The organism is Flavobacterium sp. 103 (assembly GCF_003096795.1).
Lineage (GTDB): Bacteria > Bacteroidota > Bacteroidia > Flavobacteriales > Flavobacteriaceae > Flavobacterium.
Genome location: NZ_QENX01000001.1, coordinates 452308 through 466971, shown reverse-complemented (window position 1 = coordinate 466971; position 14664 = coordinate 452308). Strand labels below are relative to the sequence as shown.

Below are 14664 nucleotides of genomic sequence, written 5' to 3'. Positions count from 1 at the left end.
AAATAAAAGAGACATGAATTCCTGGCATTATTGAAAAAGTTAGAATAACTTTTTCAGTCCAAGCCTTCGGCGGACAAAAAGTTGTTTCCAACTTTTTCAACAAGCCGCTGGTATGGAATTCTATACTCGAAAAATAACCGACATATAACCCTCTCAAAAGTTGTGAATAACTTTACGATGCTTTACATAGGAGTGGCTGTTGGGCGCAGTTTTTATCTTTCGAATGCATGAAAGTATCCGCAACTAAATATAACTGCAAGAAATTCTCCTAAATCTTCTTTTAAAAGAGAAAAAGTCACGTCTATTTCTTCCGAATCGCTACTACCGATATAATCTACGTTAGCAATCCATTCGTAATTTAATTCTTTTAATTGCTTTATAACTGTTTGTAACTCGTCGTATGTGAAGTGTTTGGAACGAATATATAATTTATCCATTCAATTAATTTTTCGGAATTACATATTCAGCCAATTTCACACCTTTGGTTAATTCAGTTAAATATGATGAAGAAATTCCAGATTGTGTAATTATATCTTTTTTTGAGTAATTACTTCCTTTAATTTCGCTTGCATATTTAATTCCAAATAAATGTATCATTGCTACAGAATCACCTTTTGGAGCATTATTATACATTTCGCTAAGTTTGGCTCCTAATTCATTTAATGTCATATTTTATAGTTTTAGTTTCAATTTCAGTTTCTGTCAAGCAGCAAAATTGTGCCCAACGTTCTCGCGCTACAAGCAGTTTGGGACTAAATTAAGCCCATTATTCGGATTTGCCAAATCTTCCAAATACAAGACCATTTTCAAATTAAGCCAAATCCCCAAATTGCTTGTAGCGTGTGTTAGGGTGTGTAGCTTGACGATGCTGAGCACGAACGATTAGACTTTCCAATTATCGATTCCAATTACCCAAAGTTTTCCGCTTTCCGCTTTCCGTTCCAAATAGTTTCCGTTTTTGAACTACAAACTTCAGTTAAACATCAAAGAAAATCGACAAAAAAATTCCGCTTTCGGTTTTCCATAAAGCAGTTCACGTTTCTTTGTCCGCAACAATTAAGTTTCAGATTTCGGTTCGAATTTCGGTTCGAATTTCGGTTCAGATTTGAGTTCAGATTTCGGTCAGCTCGGTTTCTGCTTCGTTATGTATTTTCCGAACTAAAGTTTCTGATTAAAATCGACTGTTGATCGTCAACAGGGCGGTTTCAAGTTTCTATCGCAATTTTTTGCTTTAGAGTTTTGCCTTGTTTTTCAAATTCAGAAAGCCAATTTTGATTGTGCTTAGGCTTTCTAAATTCAAAAAATAAAGCTACGATTTATTTTGAATTTACCTAATAATTAAATGAAATTTTGGTTCATATACAATCGACTAATGGTGTTTAAAGGCGATTCATATTCGAGTGTTTTTCTAGGTCTTTCGTTGAGTTGATTTTGCACTTCCATTATGTCTTTTTTTGATAGTAATTTGAAGTCAGTTCCTTTAGGGAAATAGTCTCTGATCAGCCCGTTTGTATTTTCATTTGTGGGTCTTTCCCATGGCGAATATGGATGTGCAAAATAGACTTTTACTTTGGAATTTTTGGTAAATAATTTGTGTTGTGCCATTTCGGTTCCGTTGTCATATGTCAGGGATAATTTTAAGTGTTTTGGAATGTTAGAAAATGCTTTTTCAAATGCTTTTCTAACAGATGTTGCATCTTTCTTTTTTAGGGGCACCATTATTAAAAAACGAGTTGTTCTTTCCACAAGAGTTCCAATGGCTGATTCTCTATTCTTCCCCAGTATTAAGTCGCCTTCCCAGTGTCCAGGCACTTCTCTTGTAAGGACTTCATCTGGTCTTTCGTCTATGCGAATTGGGTCTTTAATTGTACTTCTTTTGTCAGCCCCACGACGGGTATTTCCTCTGTAATTTCGCTTTTGTCTAAGTTGGGAAATAAGTAACTTTTCAACCTCTTTTTTAGGTTGAACATAGATGTGATAATAGATGCTTTCGTGTGAAATTTGCATTGTTGGATCGAACGGATAAAACTGTTTTAAGGCATTGGAAATTTGTTTGGGAGACCAGTGTAATTTGAGATGTGAATATACAAAATTTTTAAGTTTTGGATTACTGTCAATTTTGGTTTTCCCGAGTCTTCTATCGAGTAGATTATGGACGTAATTTAGTTCTGCTTTTAGGTTGTTATAATCCCCTTTTTCGACACGTTTTAATTCTCTAGAAATGGTACTTGGATGCACCGATAGAGTAGTGGCAATTTGCTTTTTGTTTTTGCCTAAAGCGATTAGTTTTTCAATCTCAATTCTATGGTTCCGATTGAGTCTTTTGTAAGCTGTTTTCATAACACAATTTTAAGTCATTTTTGTCTTAAAAATTGCGTTAGATTCTTGAGTCTGCCCAGCTATACACCCTAACGTCCCCGCGCTACAAGCAGTTTGGGACTAAATTAAGCCCATTATTCGGATTTGCCAAATATTCCAAATACAAAACCAACTTCAAATTAAGCCTAATACCCAAATTGCTTGTAGCGTGTGTTGGCAGTCGTTTTTATTTTTCAAGTACGAGATTGAATTGTCCATTACGAATTTTATGATATAATGGAGGTTGTTCATTTCCTTCTGCACCAGCTCCAATTCCAACATTTCCGCTGAACACACCTTTTACAAGCGAATCAATTTCAATAATTGTTGATTCGGACGAGTAAAATTTGTCAACATATCGGTTTGAACCATAGTTATATAAATCATTTCTCCATATATTATTAAACTCCAAATAGTGATAAATTTGTTTATTTAAATCTGGATATTTGCCCTTGTCAATTTCTCTGACTGGTGTAACAAAAAACCATATTAAAATATTTTCAGAATTTATATCATTAGATTTTTTGGCTGATATAGATAGTTTAACAGCTTCTTGACCAAAACTCAAAAAAAATAGTATCAATTACCGCTTTCGGTTGTATATCAAAAGTCGTTTGAATTCCGTCTATTTCCGCAGTTATAGTTCCAATAGGAATATTGACTTTAGGAATTTTATTTGATTCGTCATCTTTAGAACAGTTCAAAAAAATCAATGGCACCAATAAAATAATTAAAATTCTTTTCATATCGTTCTAATTTAGTTCAATTTATCAGCAAAGTTCAAATGACTGCCAACGTTCTGGCACTACAGCGGGTTTGGGACTAAATTAAGCCCTATTTTCGGATTTGCCAAATCATCCCAAATACAAAACTAACTTTCCATTAAGCCCAATGCCCAAATCCGTTGTAGCATCTATGTAAAAGCATAACTTAGAATTACTAAAAACAAAGATTATGCAATTACAAGATGCCTTAATAAAACCAAAGATATTCATTGGTTTAGATATTCACAAAAAAAGCTGGACAGTTTCCATTCAAACTGATTTGTTCTTTCACAGAACGTACTCGATGCCTTCCGTTGCCGAGGATTTATTTCAATATGTGGAGCAAACATTTCCTGATTACGAAGTGGATTTAGTTTATGAAGCAGGCTGTTGCGGGTTTTGCGCCGCCCGCTATTTTTTAAACTTAGGTTGGAGTGTTTTGGTTGTCAATCCATCCGATGTCAAGACAGGAGACAAGGAACGATATCAAAAAACAGACGCCTTAGATTCGAGAAATCTGTCCAATCAATTAAAGGCGGGTGTTCTGCGGGGAGTTTATATTCCTACTGAAGAACACGAACAGTTTACGACTTTGGCCCGTCATAGAACCCAAGTCACCAAGAAACTCCGACAAAGCAAATTGCATATTAAAAGTATGTTGCTCTTTCATGGCATAACAATACCTCAAGAGTTTGATAATTCAAATTGGAGCAAAGATTTTATTGTCTGGCTAGAAAATATAAAATTCAGCAATACTTGTGGAGAATTGGCTTTGCAGGGCAAAATACGGATGTATAAATTTATCAAGTCAGAGTATTTGGAAATTGCGAATCAAATGCGTGCTCATTGCCGAAAGACCCATAAGAAAGATTATAATCTCTTGAAGAGCATTCCAGGAATTGGGGGTTATCTGGCAAGCGTGATTCTGGCCGAGTGTGGTGATTTGCGCCGATTCAATAACGAGGGACAATTCAGCTCTTACATCGGATTGGTTCCTGGGATTTATAATAGCGGCGGTTCGGAAAAGTGTTTGGGAATAACTCCCAGAAGCCGTTCACAATTACGGAGTTATTTAGTGGAAGCCGCCTGGGTTGCCATTAGAAAAGATACCGAAATGCAAAACTATTACCGCAAACATCAAGGCAAGAACGTAAAGAGTATCATCATTAAAATAGCCCATAAAATGGCACGAAGAATACTCTCGGTCATTAAAACGGAAACACCCTATCAAATCAATAGAAATTTAGTGTTAGAAAAATAAAAACAACCTTCTTAAAAAGCTCAATTATAACAGAAGATAGACTGCAAAACAGCTAAGGTGGTTCTATAAAACGAAGCCACATTTTGTAGCAGGCAGCTATTTTTTATTCTTACAATCATACAGATGCTGGTGGTCTCGTTCTGAAAACGAGAACCACATATAGGAGTGTGAGCCTTAAGAATTTTAAAAAGAAAGACTATGAAATAAAAGAGACATGAATTCCTGGCATTATTGAAAAAGTTAGAATAACTTTTTCAGTCCAAGCCTTCGGCGGACAAAAAGTTGTTTCCAACTTTTTCAACAAGCCGCTGGTATGGAATTCTATACTCGAAAAATAACCGACATATAACCCTCTCAAAAGTTGTGAATAACTTTACGATGCTTTACATAGGAGTGGCTGTTAGCGGTTCGGTTGTTGCTTACCGATATGCCTAATTATTAATCGATTCTTAGCCTTATCTTGGCAGGTTTAAAACCCAATTCTTGCCCAAATCTCGGCTAAATTTCATTCCCTTTTTTCGTTTCAATTTCACAATCAAAACATTTGTTTCGCTTCAATTAGAAAACCCGAGAATTTAAGTTTTCCCGCTTAAAACCTCGAATATTTACATTCCAATATTCACGTTTCTGCTTTTCAAGTTCCAATTAAAAACTCAGATTTTCAAGTTTCAATTGTCAGATTCAATATTTAAATTTCGGTTTTCAGCTTTCCAATCTTAAACATCAAAAAAATCGAATTTCGCCAATTCCGACCCAATTTTCACGCTTGCTTTTTCAGTTTCTGCATTTAAAAAGCCAAATCTTTAAATCTGGTTTTCTCCTCGTTTCTCGTCAACTGACCGCTAACGTTCCCGCGCTACAAGCAGTTTGGGACTAAATTAAGCCCATTATTCGGATTTGCCAAATCTTCCAAATACAAAACCAACTTCAAATTAAGCCTAAAACCCAAATTGCTTGTAGCGTGTGTTAGCGGTAGTTTTTTATATATTCATAAAGTATTTCCCTAACAGTATGTATAAAGCTAGAGGAATTAAAAGAATTAATGTTCCAATTATTTTTGATTTTCTGTAAAAATGAAAACTTAAAAGAGCATTTGCGATTAAAACAAATGAATAGGAATTAATTAGCAGAAAGTATAGAAATTCAAGTCCGCCTGATTTTGGAGAATCAAACATAAATATTGAAAAATAAAAAACAATTGGACAAGCCAAAATTGGTAATGATATTAAAATACATATGATTAAAAACCAATCAGGGATGTCAGAAATTACAAATAGTGATTTTAAGCTTCTACTCATTGTTATATATAATTTAAAAAATAATTCCAGTTCTAGTTCGATTTCTGTTATGTCCTAAAATACGTTAGCCACTTTTAAATTATATATTTTTTCGAATCTTTTTTTTACTCGAAAAAGCTATTTTTAGTTTTGGACAATTTTTGTTTACTTCAATATGGATTAAAGTATCGTTTCTAAGATGAAATTTTTCGTTATTAAAAATAATATAACTTTTCTCACTATTGGGATTACAGTTTTTTATAGTTTTATTGTCATTGATTATTTTATCAAAATCTTCTTTTGAGCATAGCAATCCAAAATTATTTTTCCAAATACATTTTTTTGTTTTAAGACTATTTAGGATTAATATATTTTTTTCAATTTTCCAGATGCCTTTAGATTCAAAGCTTGAAGTACAAGCACCACCACTATAGTCAAAAGTATTATTTTCATTAATTGTTAATTCGGAAGTAAATGGCGTCATTCTAACGGTGTCAAACCAAGTTTTTACAAATTTTGAGTTTTTGTTAATTTTTGGTTTGTCATTTTTACAACTTATAAAAATTACAAGTAAGAGGATTGATAATAATTTGAATTTCATATGTTGTTTTAATTTATCGAATTCTCCTTTCGGTGGCAAAATTACCGCTAACGTTCTCGCGCTACAAGCAGTTTGGGATTAAATTAAGCCTTATCTTCGGATTTGCCAAATCTTCCAAATACAAAACCATATTTAAATTAAGCCAAATACCCAAATTGCTTGTAGCGTGTGTTAGCGGTTGTATTTTCTTGTCAGATTGTCTTCTTCCGAATCAGTTTTTATAATAATTTCATTCTTCGTCACAGTGTCAATTACGATACAGTTTCTTAATCTACCAGTGTGAGTACATTCTAAATTATCAAAATCGGTTATTATTTTTTCTTTATTATTTTTGATGTCAAGCAAAATTAATTTTTCGTTTTTCTTATGTTCGTTTTTTATATAAAGTAACACTTTTTCAATTTCATTTTGGTCAACTAAAACACCAGTAGTTATTACTTTTCCATTTTCCTTTTCAATAAGTTGTATTTCGTGAGGATTTCCAGAACCAAATGATTGAACAAATAGAAAAGTTTCTCCAAAATCAGCGCCAATATAGCCCAAGTTTTTATGCAACATTGGAAAACTTGTTTCACTAATTTGTCTTATATCTTTTTTCCCTTTTACCAAAGTTAAACTTTGTAAAGTTTCATTTTCAATTGTGTCTTTATAAACTCGATAAGATAAATGAAAATCATTTTTTAGTATTGTATCAAAATCATAAGGTTCGATTTCTAATTTTTTCGGTTCCTCAATTATAGGTGTTTGTTTTAGACTTATATTTTTAGTTATTGGACTTTTTTTATTAGAAAAATTTATGACTTCTGATTTCTTTTTTGCACAAGAAATTAGAATTGAAAATAGTAATAATATAAAGGTCTTTTTTCTCATTTTTTTTTCTAATATAACCGCTAACGTTCTGGCACTACAGCGGGTTTGGGACTAAATTAAGCCCATTCTTCGGATTTGCCAAATCATCCCAAATACAAAACCATCTTTCCATTAAGCCCAATGCCCAAATCCGTTGTAGCATCTATGTAAAAGCATAACTTAGAATTACTAAAAACAAAGATTATGCAATTACAAGATGCCTTAATAAAACCAAAGATATTCATTGGTTTAGATATTCACAAAAAAAGCTGGACAGTTTCCATTCAAACTGATTTGTTCTTTCACAGAACGTACTCGATGCCTTCCGTTGCCGAGGATTTATTTCAATATGTGGAGCAAACATTTCCTGATTACGAAGTGGATTTAGTTTATGAAGCAGGCTGTTGCGGGTTTTGCGCCGCCCGCTATTTTTTAAACTTAGGTTGGAGTGTTTTGGTTGTCAATCCATCCGATGTCAAGACAGGAGACAAGGAACGATATCAAAAAACAGACGCCTTAGATTCGAGAAATCTGTCCAATCAATTAAAGGCGGGTGTTCTGCGGGGAGTTTATATTCCTACTGAAGAACACGAACAGTTTACGACTTTGGCCCGTCATAGAACCCAAGTCACCAAGAAACTCCGACAAAGCAAATTGCATATTAAAAGTATGTTGCTCTTTCATGGCATAACAATACCTCAAGAGTTTGATAATTCAAATTGGAGCAAAGATTTTATTGTCTGGCTAGAAAATATAAAATTCAGCAATACTTGTGGAGAATTGGCTTTGCAGGGCAAAATACGGATGTATAAATTTATCAAGTCAGAGTATTTGGAAATTGCGAATCAAATGCGTGCTCATTGCCGAAAGACCCATAAGAAAGATTATAATCTCTTGAAGAGCATTCCAGGAATTGGGGGTTATCTGGCAAGCGTGATTCTGGCCGAGTGTGGTGATTTGCGCCGATTCAATAACGAGGGACAATTCAGCTCTTACATCGGATTGGTTCCTGGGATTTATAATAGCGGCGGTTCGGAAAAGTGTTTGGGAATAACTCCCAGAAGCCGTTCACAATTACGGAGTTATTTAGTGGAAGCCGCCTGGGTTGCCATTAGAAAAGATACCGAAATGCAAAACTATTACCGCAAACATCAAGGCAAGAACGTAAAGAGTATCATCATTAAAATAGCCCATAAAATGGCACGAAGAATACTCTCGGTCATTAAAACGGAAACACCCTATCAAATCAATAGAAATTTAGTGTTAGAAAAATAAAAACAACCTTCTTAAAAAGCTCAATTATAACAGAAGATAGACTGCAAAACAGCTAAGGTGGTTCTATAAAACGAAGCCACATTTTGTAGCAGGCAGCTATTTTTTATTCTTACAATCATACAGATGCTGGTGGTCTCGTTCTGAAAACGAGAACCACATATAGGAGTGTGAGCCTTAAGAATTTTAAAAAGAAAGACTATGAAATAAAAGAGACATGAATTCCTGGCATTATTGAAAAAGTTAGAATAACTTTTTCAGTCCAAGCCTTCGGCGGACAAAAAGTTGTTTCCAACTTTTTCAACAAGCCGCTGGTATGGAATTCTATACTCGAAAAATAACCGACATATAACCCTCTCAAAAGTTGTGAATAACTTTACGATGCTTTACATAGGAGTGGCTGTTAGCGATAGTTTCTATTTTTTCGCAATTACAATCGTTTTTTCCGCTTTGTCTTTTGTGTCGTAAATATACTTTTCTTTATGATTCCATTCCTCGTTTGCGAGTTTCAATTCTGAACCTTTAATTTCTTCGGAATTAAAAAACAATGAAATTCCATTAAGTACAATTTTTTTTCCTTCTTTATTTTTCAAAATTGTTGGATAAAAACCCATTCTTTTTTCTTCAGCTTTTTCAGCTTTATTTCTTATTTCTAACGAAATTCCAAAATCACTTTCAGAAATATTTTTCACTTCGTCTATGAAAAAAATATTCTTAAAAGTCTTGTAATAATGACCCAAAGGTGGTTTGTTTGACAATTTAATTGTTGCAAATTCAAATTTTTCTCCGTTATTCAATTCAATTTTACAAGGAGCAATCCTGCTTAAATTACAATCATTTGTTAAACCAATTTTTTCGATTTCTTTTTTTAAGCTTTCAGGGCAAATTAGATTTATTTCGCTCCATTTTTTTAGAAGTTCGATTTGATCGTCAAAAATTTTTTCGTACATATTCCCATTGATGTAGAATTGAGTCTTGCATTTTTGACATTTGTAGATTTTTATTCCACCTATTTCATCTGTTAATTGGATATGGGAATCAATCTTGTTTTCCAAATAGTCAGTTCCAAAACTAATGGTATTTTGTTCGTAACAATTTGGGCAACCGCTTTTCTTTTTTCTTTTGAATAAATTGAACAAGGTTTCTGTTTTAGTTAAAGTTTCTGTTTTGCGGTGAAATTATCGCTAACGTTCTGGCACTACAGCGGGTTTGGGACTAAATTAAGCCCTATTTTCGGATTTGCCAAATCATCCCAAATACAAAACCAACTTCCCATTAAGCCAAATGCCCAAATCCGTTGTAGCATCTATGTAAAAGCATAACTTAGAATTACTAAAAACAAAGATTATGCAATTACAAGATGCCTTAATAAAACCAAAGATATTCATTGGTTTAGATATTCACAAAAAAAGCTGGACAGTTTCCATTCAAACTGATTTGTTCTTTCACAGAACGTACTCGATGCCTTCCGTTGCCGAGGATTTATTTCAATATGTGGAGCAAACATTTCCTGATTACGAAGTGGATTTAGTTTATGAAGCAGGCTGTTGCGGGTTTTGCGCCGCCCGCTATTTTTTAAACTTAGGTTGGAGTGTTTTGGTTGTCAATCCATCCGATGTCAAGACAGGAGACAAGGAACGATATCAAAAAACAGACGCCTTAGATTCGAGAAATCTGTCCAATCAATTAAAGGCGGGTGTTCTGCGGGGAGTTTATATTCCTACTGAAGAACACGAACAGTTTACGACTTTGGCCCGTCATAGAACCCAAGTCACCAAGAAACTCCGACAAAGCAAATTGCATATTAAAAGTATGTTGCTCTTTCATGGCATAACAATACCTCAAGAGTTTGATAATTCAAATTGGAGCAAAGATTTTATTGTCTGGCTAGAAAATATAAAATTCAGCAATACTTGTGGAGAATTGGCTTTGCAGGGCAAAATACGGATGTATAAATTTATCAAGTCAGAGTATTTGGAAATTGCGAATCAAATGCGTGCTCATTGCCGAAAGACCCATAAGAAAGATTATAATCTCTTGAAGAGCATTCCAGGAATTGGGGGTTATCTGGCAAGCGTGATTCTGGCCGAGTGTGGTGATTTGCGCCGATTCAATAACGAGGGACAATTCAGCTCTTACATCGGATTGGTTCCTGGGATTTATAATAGCGGCGGTTCGGAAAAGTGTTTGGGAATAACTCCCAGAAGCCGTTCACAATTACGGAGTTATTTAGTGGAAGCCGCCTGGGTTGCCATTAGAAAAGATACCGAAATGCAAAACTATTACCGCAAACATCAAGGCAAGAACGTAAAGAGTATCATCATTAAAATAGCCCATAAAATGGCACGAAGAATACTCTCGGTCATTAAAACGGAAACACCCTATCAAATCAATAGAAATTTAGTGTTAGAAAAATAAAAACAACCTTCTTAAAAAGCTCAATTATAACAGAAGATAGACTGCAAAACAGCTAAGGTGGTTCTATAAAACGAAGCCACATTTTGTAGCAGGCAGCTATTTTTTATTCTTACAATCATACAGATGCTGGTGGTCTCGTTCTGAAAACGAGAACCACATATAGGAGTGTGAGCCTTAAGAATTTTAAAAAGAAAGACTATGAAATAAAAGAGACATGAATTCCTGGCATTATTGAAAAAGTTAGAATAACTTTTTCAGTCCAAGCCTTCGGCGGACAAAAAGTTGTTTCCAACTTTTTCAACAAGCCGCTGGTATGGAATTCTATACTCGAAAAATAACCGACATATAACCCTCTCAAAAGTTGTGAATAACTTTACGATGCTTTACATAGGAGTGGCTGTTATGGGCAGACATTATTTTGCAAAGGGGTCGATAATTTCTATAACCGAACTAATCTCCTGTGTTTTTATGACATTAACGATTAACTCTTCGACTTCTTCCATTACTTCAAAAATAAAATCCCACGTTACAAAATCTACTGGTTGGCCAATATTAAAGTTGTAAACTTTAGCCTTATAGGTTATGCTTTCGCTTATGCCACTTTTATGAAAATATACTCCATTATTATGGATAGTATTGCGAATTAGTCGAAATAAGTCAAGTAAGTTTTCGTGGTTTTGCAAATTGACTCTTTTTAGAAGCCATGAATAAATACTCTTAAATTCTGCTGTCCCGTTATTGCATGCGTTAGGATCCAACGATTTAACGTATATTCTGAAGGCACTTTCAATAGATGAAAAGGTAAATTGGATGAAACCTATTTTAGTGAACATTGCATATTCGTTTGCATAAATCTGAGCGTCATTTGCTGGGATTTCACTTTTTGCAATTTCTTTCCACCAATCTAAGTTGATTAAGTGAAAATGCATAAAAGTAAAAGATAATTGGGTACTGTTGCACACATTTATACACTTAGAGAATACTGTAATTCTGGCATCTTTGATAGGATCCCAAGTCTTGAATTGAGCAATTAGTGTATCTTTGCTATCAGAGAAACTGTTTTTAATTTTTTGAATTGAATCTATTTCTTTCATTTCCATATTTTTGTGATGTTTGCCCATAACGTCTTGGCACTACAGCGGGTTTGGGACTAAATTAAGCCCTATTTTCGGATTTGCCAAATCATTCCAAATACAAAACCATCTTTCCATTAAGCCCAATGCCCAAATCCGTTGTAGCATCTATGTAAAAGCATAACTTAGAATTACTAAAAACAAAGATTATGCAATTACAAGATGCCTTAATAAAACCAAAGATATTCATTGGTTTAGATATTCACAAAAAAAGCTGGACAGTTTCCATTCAAACTGATTTGTTCTTTCACAGAACGTACTCGATGCCTTCCGTTGCCGAGGATTTATTTCAATATGTGGAGCAAACATTTCCTGATTACGAAGTGGATTTAGTTTATGAAGCAGGCTGTTGCGGGTTTTGCGCCGCCCGCTATTTTTTAAACTTAGGTTGGAGTGTTTTGGTTGTCAATCCATCCGATGTCAAGACAGGAGACAAGGAACGATATCAAAAAACAGACGCCTTAGATTCGAGAAATCTGTCCAATCAATTAAAGGCGGGTGTTCTGCGGGGAGTTTATATTCCTACTGAAGAACACGAACAGTTTACGACTTTGGCCCGTCATAGAACCCAAGTCACCAAGAAACTCCGACAAAGCAAATTGCATATTAAAAGTATGTTGCTCTTTCATGGCATAACAATACCTCAAGAGTTTGATAATTCAAATTGGAGCAAAGATTTTATTGTCTGGCTAGAAAATATAAAATTCAGCAATACTTGTGGAGAATTGGCTTTGCAGGGCAAAATACGGATGTATAAATTTATCAAGTCAGAGTATTTGGAAATTGCGAATCAAATGCGTGCTCATTGCCGAAAGACCCATAAGAAAGATTATAATCTCTTGAAGAGCATTCCAGGAATTGGGGGTTATCTGGCAAGCGTGATTCTGGCCGAGTGTGGTGATTTGCGCCGATTCAATAACGAGGGACAATTCAGCTCTTACATCGGATTGGTTCCTGGGATTTATAATAGCGGCGGTTCGGAAAAGTGTTTGGGAATAACTCCCAGAAGCCGTTCACAATTACGGAGTTATTTAGTGGAAGCCGCCTGGGTTGCCATTAGAAAAGATACCGAAATGCAAAACTATTACCGCAAACATCAAGGCAAGAACGTAAAGAGTATCATCATTAAAATAGCCCATAAAATGGCACGAAGAATACTCTCGGTCATTAAAACGGAAACACCCTATCAAATCAATAGAAATTTAGTGTTAGAAAAATAAAAACAACCTTCTTAAAAAGCTCAATTATAACAGAAGATAGACTGCAAAACAGCTAAGGTGGTTCTATAAAACGAAGCCACATTTTGTAGCAGGCAGCTATTTTTTATTCTTACAATCATACAGATGCTGGTGGTCTCGTTCTGAAAACGAGAACCACATATAGGAGTGTGAGCCTTAAGAATTTTAAAAAGAAAGACTATGAAATAAAAGAGACATGAATTCCTGGCATTATTGAAAAAGTTAGAATAACTTTTTCAGTCCAAGCCTTCGGCGGACAAAAAGTTGTTTCCAACTTTTTCAACAAGCCGCTGGTATGGAATTCTATACTCGAAAAATAACCGACATATAACCCTCTCAAAAGTTGTGAATAACTTTACGATGCTTTACATAGGAGTGGCTGTTATAGGGCGTTTTTTTATTTATCTCTAAAATCGATATTAATTCTATCATTAGTTTTCCCCCAATAGCTAAAAATTATTTTGCCCTTAATTTCGTCTTTATTGACTACACCAACATATCTAGAGTCCATTGCATTATCTCTATTGTCTCCAAGCAAATAATAGCAATTTTCGGGAATTGTCATTTCGGATATTTTCCTTTTGTTTTCTTCAAATGGCTTTTTAAAAGTATATATTTTATGTTTGTGACCATTTGGAAGCTGTTCTTCATATTCATTAACATCCAATCCTCCATTTTTAGTTTCCTTGACAAATGATGTTCTACACTTTTTACCATTTATTATTAAAAAGTTGTTTTGGATTTCAATTTTGTCGTTTGGCAATGCAACAATTCTATACATTGAAGATTTTAGGCTGTCCTTTTTCTGAAAAACAACTAAATCTCCATAATTTGGTTTTCTTTGGTCATAAGCTTTTGAATCTGCTATTAATCTATCGCCAAGTTTAATATTAGGTTCGCTTGAAGTTGTTGGAATAATGTAACTTCTAACTCCCATAATTGAGTTAACTGTATTGGAATCGTAAAGCCAAAGTATGGTACTTATACCAATTATAATTGCAAGATGATAATACCAAGTGTTATAAGATTTAAGTTTATATATTTTTAATTTTTTTGCGGTTTTTGTTGCATCATAAATGACATAAATTCTAAAAGCAAACCCGATAATTATAATTGAAATGAAGCCAATAAAAAAAACACCTAATCTTGTAAAGCCAAAAATGAAAGGTAAGGTAAGTTCAATAAGAAGAAATATAATACCTTTTTTGATTTGTCCATTATAGACTTGTCCGAATCCAACAAAAAATAAAGCAAAGAAAAAAGCTAATATTGGGTTTCTAGGTTTGTTTTCTTCTTCAGTGATTTCAGAATTCATAATGTTTATTTTCTGTTTTGCAGTTTCTTGAATTAAAATGCCCTATAACGTTCTCGCGCTACAAGCAGTTTGGGATTAAATCAGCGTTATCTTTCGGATTTGCCAAATCTTCCAAATACAAGCCAATTTTTCCATTAAGCCAAATCCCCAAATTGCTTGTAGCGTGTGTTGGCGGTTC

Annotated in this window: 14 protein-coding genes; 4 read left to right on the top strand and 10 right to left on the bottom strand. The window is 34.2% G+C overall.

The genetic code is table 11. The features are described from left to right. Positions 1 to 212 precede the first annotated feature (212 nt). From C8C85_RS01795 to C8C85_RS01775, 5 genes are all read right to left on the bottom strand, one after another. Positions 213 to 437, bottom strand: a complete 225-nt coding sequence (locus tag C8C85_RS01795; RefSeq protein ID WP_116795542.1) for a hypothetical protein — start codon at positions 435 to 437, stop codon at positions 213 to 215. A 4-nt stretch (positions 438 to 441) separates the two neighbouring features. Next, the gene (locus tag C8C85_RS01790; RefSeq protein ID WP_165818082.1) at positions 442 to 669 is read right to left on the bottom strand and encodes a hypothetical protein; all 228 of its coding nucleotides are present in this window, start codon (positions 667 to 669) and stop codon (positions 442 to 444) included. Positions 670 to 1338: 669 nt separating this feature from the next. Beyond that, complete coding sequence (locus tag C8C85_RS01785) at positions 1339 to 2340, bottom strand: IS30 family transposase (RefSeq protein WP_116795541.1); 1002 nt, start codon at positions 2338 to 2340, stop codon at positions 1339 to 1341. Between the two features lie 205 nt (positions 2341 to 2545). Beyond that, positions 2546 to 2926: a hypothetical protein gene (locus C8C85_RS01780; RefSeq protein WP_116795540.1), complete on the bottom strand. Its 381-nt coding sequence runs from the start codon at positions 2924 to 2926 to the stop codon at positions 2546 to 2548. Beyond that, on the bottom strand, positions 2901 to 3104 hold the full coding sequence (locus tag C8C85_RS01775; RefSeq protein ID WP_116795539.1) for a hypothetical protein: 204 nt from the start codon (positions 3102 to 3104) through the stop codon (positions 2901 to 2903). Before C8C85_RS01775 ends, C8C85_RS01780 begins: the two co-directional genes overlap by 26 nt. Before the next feature lie 208 nt (positions 3105 to 3312). Here C8C85_RS01775 and C8C85_RS01770 point away from each other — a divergent pair, with 208 nt between their 5' ends. After that, on the top strand, positions 3313 to 4383 hold the full coding sequence (locus C8C85_RS01770) for an IS110 family transposase (protein WP_116795533.1): 1071 nt from the start codon (positions 3313 to 3315) through the stop codon (positions 4381 to 4383). Between the two features lie 1377 nt (positions 4384 to 5760). Here the strand turns inward: C8C85_RS01770 and C8C85_RS01760 are convergent. After that, positions 5761 to 6261, bottom strand: a complete 501-nt coding sequence (locus tag C8C85_RS01760; protein ID WP_116795537.1) for a hypothetical protein — start codon at positions 6259 to 6261, stop codon at positions 5761 to 5763. Positions 6262 to 6432: 171 nt separating this feature from the next. After that, positions 6433 to 7131 (bottom strand): hypothetical protein, encoded by a 699-nt coding sequence (locus C8C85_RS01755; RefSeq protein WP_116795536.1) that lies wholly within the window; start codon positions 7129 to 7131, stop codon positions 6433 to 6435. A gap of 183 nt (positions 7132 to 7314) precedes the next feature. Here C8C85_RS01755 and C8C85_RS01750 point away from each other — a divergent pair, with 183 nt between their 5' ends. Further along, positions 7315 to 8385, top strand: coding sequence for an IS110 family transposase (locus tag C8C85_RS01750; RefSeq protein ID WP_116795533.1), 1071 nt, complete (start codon positions 7315 to 7317; stop codon positions 8383 to 8385). 413 nt (positions 8386 to 8798) lie between these two features. Here the strand turns inward: C8C85_RS01750 and C8C85_RS01745 are convergent, their stop codons facing one another. Further along, positions 8799 to 9521 carry a hypothetical protein gene (locus C8C85_RS01745; protein WP_116795535.1) on the bottom strand — a complete coding sequence of 241 codons (723 nt, stop codon included), beginning with the start codon at positions 9519 to 9521 and terminating at the stop codon, positions 8799 to 8801. A gap of 208 nt (positions 9522 to 9729) precedes the next feature. On the opposite strand from C8C85_RS01745, the gene C8C85_RS01740 reads away from it, so the two are divergent. Next, positions 9730 to 10800 carry an IS110 family transposase gene (locus C8C85_RS01740; protein WP_116795533.1) on the top strand — a complete coding sequence of 357 codons (1071 nt, stop codon included), beginning with the start codon at positions 9730 to 9732 and terminating at the stop codon, positions 10798 to 10800. 413 nt (positions 10801 to 11213) lie between these two features. On the opposite strand, the gene C8C85_RS01735 is transcribed toward C8C85_RS01740, so the two are convergent. Beyond that, a complete protein-coding gene (locus C8C85_RS01735; protein WP_133243370.1) occupies positions 11214 to 11894 on the bottom strand; it encodes a hypothetical protein in 681 nt (226 codons plus the stop codon). A 188-nt stretch (positions 11895 to 12082) separates the two neighbouring features. On the opposite strand from C8C85_RS01735, the gene C8C85_RS01730 reads away from it, so the two are divergent. Further along, positions 12083 to 13153, top strand: coding sequence for an IS110 family transposase (locus tag C8C85_RS01730; protein ID WP_116795533.1), 1071 nt, complete (start codon positions 12083 to 12085; stop codon positions 13151 to 13153). A 415-nt stretch (positions 13154 to 13568) separates the two neighbouring features. On the opposite strand, the gene lepB is transcribed toward C8C85_RS01730, so the two are convergent. Next, positions 13569 to 14486: a signal peptidase I gene (gene lepB / locus C8C85_RS01725; RefSeq protein WP_116795532.1), complete on the bottom strand. Its 918-nt coding sequence runs from the start codon at positions 14484 to 14486 to the stop codon at positions 13569 to 13571. Positions 14487 to 14664: the final 178 nt, after the last annotated feature.

Coding starts and splice junctions, on each gene's coding strand:
- C8C85_RS01760 (WP_116795537.1), bottom strand. CDS start 6,261: ATGAAATTCAAATTATTATCAATCCTCTTACTTGTAATTTTTATAAGT.
- C8C85_RS01775 (WP_116795539.1), bottom strand. CDS start 3,104: ATGAAAAGAATTTTAATTATTTTATTGGTGCCATTGATTTTTTTGAAC.
- C8C85_RS01770 (WP_116795533.1), top strand. CDS start 3,313: ATGCAATTACAAGATGCCTTAATAAAACCAAAGATATTCATTGGTTTA.
- lepB (WP_116795532.1), bottom strand. CDS start 14,486: ATGAATTCTGAAATCACTGAAGAAGAAAACAAACCTAGAAACCCAATA.
- C8C85_RS01735 (WP_133243370.1), bottom strand. CDS start 11,894: ATGAAAGAAATAGATTCAATTCAAAAAATTAAAAACAGTTTCTCTGAT.
- C8C85_RS01740 (WP_116795533.1), top strand. CDS start 9,730: ATGCAATTACAAGATGCCTTAATAAAACCAAAGATATTCATTGGTTTA.
- C8C85_RS01730 (WP_116795533.1), top strand. CDS start 12,083: ATGCAATTACAAGATGCCTTAATAAAACCAAAGATATTCATTGGTTTA.
- C8C85_RS01755 (WP_116795536.1), bottom strand. CDS start 7,131: ATGAGAAAAAAGACCTTTATATTATTACTATTTTCAATTCTAATTTCT.
- C8C85_RS01790 (WP_165818082.1), bottom strand. CDS start 669: ATGACATTAAATGAATTAGGAGCCAAACTTAGCGAAATGTATAATAAT.
- C8C85_RS01750 (WP_116795533.1), top strand. CDS start 7,315: ATGCAATTACAAGATGCCTTAATAAAACCAAAGATATTCATTGGTTTA.
- C8C85_RS01785 (WP_116795541.1), bottom strand. CDS start 2,340: ATGAAAACAGCTTACAAAAGACTCAATCGGAACCATAGAATTGAGATT.
- C8C85_RS01795 (WP_116795542.1), bottom strand. CDS start 437: ATGGATAAATTATATATTCGTTCCAAACACTTCACATACGACGAGTTA.